The following is a 3,149-nucleotide window of genomic DNA, read 5'->3' as shown; positions in this document are numbered from 1 at the left end:
GCCACCGACCATGCCGAGGAAATTCTGGAGGAAAAATATCTGGTCGAATTCTACGACAAGGTCGCCATTCCGGCGCTTCTGCTCGGCGAGCAGGACCGCATCCGTGGCGTAATGGGCGACCAGCAGCGGCGGCAAGTGGCGGCCAGCGCCCAGATGCTCGTGGCCAATCTCGCCGACAGCGCCCAGGAGGAGGCGGCTGAGGACGATGAGCCGGCCGCGACCGGGGATGCCGGCGCGGATGCGGCAAAAGAGGCGGAGGGAGAGGGTGAGACCGATCCCCAACTGCCCGATGGCACCGACATGTCGGTTCTTTGTGCCGGCGGGCGTGGCGAACTCGACGATGCCGCCGCCGCCATGCTGGCGCAGGTGCTCGAAGTCCAGAGCGCCACTGTGTCGAGGGCGAGCTTCGCCGATATGGAACCGGCGAGCATTCGTCGCCTCGAACTCGACGCTGTCGACACCGTCGTGGTCGGCTTCCTGAACCGGGATTCCGTCAAGCACGCCCGCTTTCTGGTTCGCCGATTGAAGCGCGCCAAGGTCGCTCTGCGGGTGGGCATCATATTCTGGTCGGAGGCCGGCAACGACGACAAGGAGGCGGCCGCCAAGCTGGCCAATGACATCAATGCAGACTTCGTGGCGCATAGCATGGTCGACGCAGTGCGTGGCGCCCTGTCCAGGGGGCCGCCGGTCGCGCTCAAGCTCGCAGCCAAGCGTCGCTTGGGCCGGCGGCCGCCCGTCGCGAAGAAAGCGCCGCTTGCGGTTGCAAGCTGAGGCCGCCAGCGCCCCTTACGTCCAGAAATGGCACACCGTATGGAAGAACAACGGCGCGGCGAAGACCAGGCTATCGGCACGGTCCCTCATGCGGCCACGGCCTTCGATCAGGTGGCCTCAGTCCTTGACGCCCTGATCGTCTTCGAAGCGGCTGGCGTCACCTTCCGCTAGAAGGATTGTCGCCGCGACGGCACCGACCGCCAGCAGGTCATGACGCTCGCCACAGACGAGTTCATCCGCCGGTTCCTGCTCCATGTCTGCCGCGCGAGTTCCATCGCATCCGCCACTATGGCTTGCTCGCAGGCGGCTCTCGCGAGACTGCCTCGCGCTAGCCCGCCACCTGCTCGCGGCTGCGCCTCCGTCACGAACGATCCGCCGGCGGAACCGGACGCCTTCCGCCCGCAGTCCCCGTGCTGCGGCGGGCGTATGATCTAATAGAGGTGTTCGACCGGTGCCGGCAACCGCGCGGACCGCCAAGCCAAACAGCGACAAACCGGGAGAACGACTCATGACCCGGCATGGCCCCGCTTCCTCGTACGACGGCGCCCTGCCGGCGCGGGTCAACGGGAAGGTATGCGCGCCTCCTATGGCGCCGGTCGTCAGGCACGTGAAGCCCGTCGCAATCACCGCAAGAAGCTCTCCGACCTCGCCCAGAAGCCGCATGCTCGACCAGCCATCAGTGCCCCTGCGGGTGTCCGCGATAGACGCCGGCACACCCCGAAACAAAAATCCCCATAGCTCACCGCGCCCGGACCCCGGGTTCCGGCATGAGAGGCTTCGTGCACCCGACGGCACCCGAAACCCTTCAGCATGCCAGTCGTTAAGCAGCTGACCGTCCCCGTGCCGCCGGATCATCCCTTCCACATCATCGATCGGAGAACAGCCTGCACATGCTCGGCGAGATCGAGTTCGCCGCGCGCCTCGATCTCTAAAATATATTGGGCCTTGGCCAGGCGATCCCCTTCCCGAACCGCAGCATAGCTGCAGATGGCGAGCAGCGCCCTCTCCTCCTCCCGGCTGGCTCTAGCGGGGTCGCTTTTGCCACCGGCTATTCCGTGCAAGGCTTCGCCGAAGGACAAGTATGCTGCCTTGTGAACTTCAATCAGCATTCGCATATTGTCGGACGGTTCTGGGTCTTGGCCCGGCGGCTCCATGCCGACTGCAGTTGCCGCAACCGTCGAGGTGACGACTGCACTGCTGGATTGGAAGAGCCAAGCGCGACGGTTGATCCTGGACGTGGCGAACTCTCCATTGCTTGGGGGCACTCGAAACGGTGACGTAACATCATCAGACCGTAACACGCCGGTTTGCGCATTTGTGTCAGGATGAAAGGTCCCCTGTCAGCCGACAGCGACTGCGGCTGAGGATGCGCAGCGCCCGCCATCTCGGACAGATGCCGCGCCCTACAAGCCGGGAAGAAGCTTGGATCGGGCCAGGCTAGTCGCGGCAGAGGCGCTTCCATTGAGGCCGTGAAACCTATGCTTCCAAGCGCGGCGGGGAGTCCCAGCGACAAGCCTGCGTTCGGCCGCCACCCTACGGCCGGCGCTGGCTATGTCGGCTGTTGCCGAGCCGCAACGACGGCCACTTAGGCAGCCGTGCCGACCAGCGATGGCGAGTCACCGCAAGCCAGCGCGACGAGATTCTGACGTTGAAGATCCCTCGGCTCGGGCGACAAGATCGATGGCGAAATTCGCACGTTGTAATCGGGACGAAGGACCGATGGGACTACGCGGTCATTGCCTCAGGCGGATTTTTCATCGCTGGAAAAGACAGCATCGTCGTCCCGCTTCGGTATCTGCAAGTCGATGAGGAGCGAAACAGCTTTTACCTGCGCATCTCTAGTGCCGATGTGAACGCCGTTCCGTTGATGCCCGACCAGGAATATCTGTGGCTCGCCGATGAAGCATGGCGGGCGAAGAACGAAAGGATCTTCCAGAAGTTGATCCCTGACTCGGTTCGATAAGTAGCGGTCGCAATTTGATGATCATGCTGTCGATTGTCCTATTGCTTTGGGTCCCACGGCGGTCGCGTCGAACGACAGACGCGCTTTGGCTTTCGTTGGGATAGAGGATCGGCTATGGAACCAGTTGCTGGTTGCAGACATGGAATCGCGCAGCCAAAACGAGGGCCCGGAGGATCACCATGCATCTGACGAACGAGAGCATCATAGTCATATTGGTGGTCGGCCTTATTGCCGGATGGTTGGCCGGAAAGATCGTGCGGGGCTCTGGCTTTGGTCTAATCGGGGACATCGCAATCGGAATCATCGGCGCGTTCATCGGGGAATGGCTGCTGCCCCGCCTAGGCGTCCATCTCGGGAGCGGAACGATAAGCTTGATCGTTAATGCCACCCTCGGGGCGATTTTCTTCTCCTAATC

Annotated in this window: 3 protein-coding genes and 2 pseudogenes; 3 read left to right on the top strand and 2 right to left on the bottom strand. The window is 62.9% G+C overall.

Annotated elements, in window-relative coordinates:
* Nucleotides 1-771: pseudogene (locus tag EN925_RS29605) on the top strand (AI-2E family transporter); the annotation flags it as partial.
* Nucleotides 772-786: 15 nt separating this feature from the next.
* Here the strand turns inward: EN925_RS29605 and EN925_RS29600 are convergent.
* Both EN925_RS29600 and EN925_RS41015 read right to left on the bottom strand, forming a co-directional pair.
* Nucleotides 787-927 (bottom strand): annotated as a pseudogene (locus EN925_RS29600) (phosphatidate cytidylyltransferase); the annotation flags it as partial.
* 695 nt (nt 928-1,622) lie between these two features.
* On the bottom strand, nt 1,623-1,880 hold the full coding sequence (locus tag EN925_RS41015; RefSeq protein WP_245460994.1) for a hypothetical protein: 258 nt from the start codon (nt 1,878-1,880) through the stop codon (nt 1,623-1,625).
* Between the two features lie 452 nt (nt 1,881-2,332).
* Between EN925_RS41015 and EN925_RS29585 the strand changes: the two genes are divergently transcribed.
* Complete coding sequence (locus EN925_RS29585; protein ID WP_245460995.1) at nt 2,333-2,734, top strand: hypothetical protein; 402 nt, start codon at nt 2,333-2,335, stop codon at nt 2,732-2,734.
* Between the two features lie 179 nt (nt 2,735-2,913).
* Nucleotides 2,914-3,147 (top strand): GlsB/YeaQ/YmgE family stress response membrane protein, encoded by a 234-nt coding sequence (locus EN925_RS29580; protein WP_128337128.1) that lies wholly within the window; start codon nt 2,914-2,916, stop codon nt 3,145-3,147.
* Nucleotides 3,148-3,149 lie beyond the last annotated feature (2 nt).

The organism is Mesorhizobium sp. M7A.F.Ca.US.006.04.2.1 (assembly GCF_004022915.1).
GTDB lineage: Bacteria > Pseudomonadota > Alphaproteobacteria > Rhizobiales > Rhizobiaceae > Mesorhizobium > Mesorhizobium ciceri.
The sequence above is the reverse complement of the archived record's forward strand: the minus strand, read 5'-3'. Positions and strand labels throughout refer to the sequence as shown.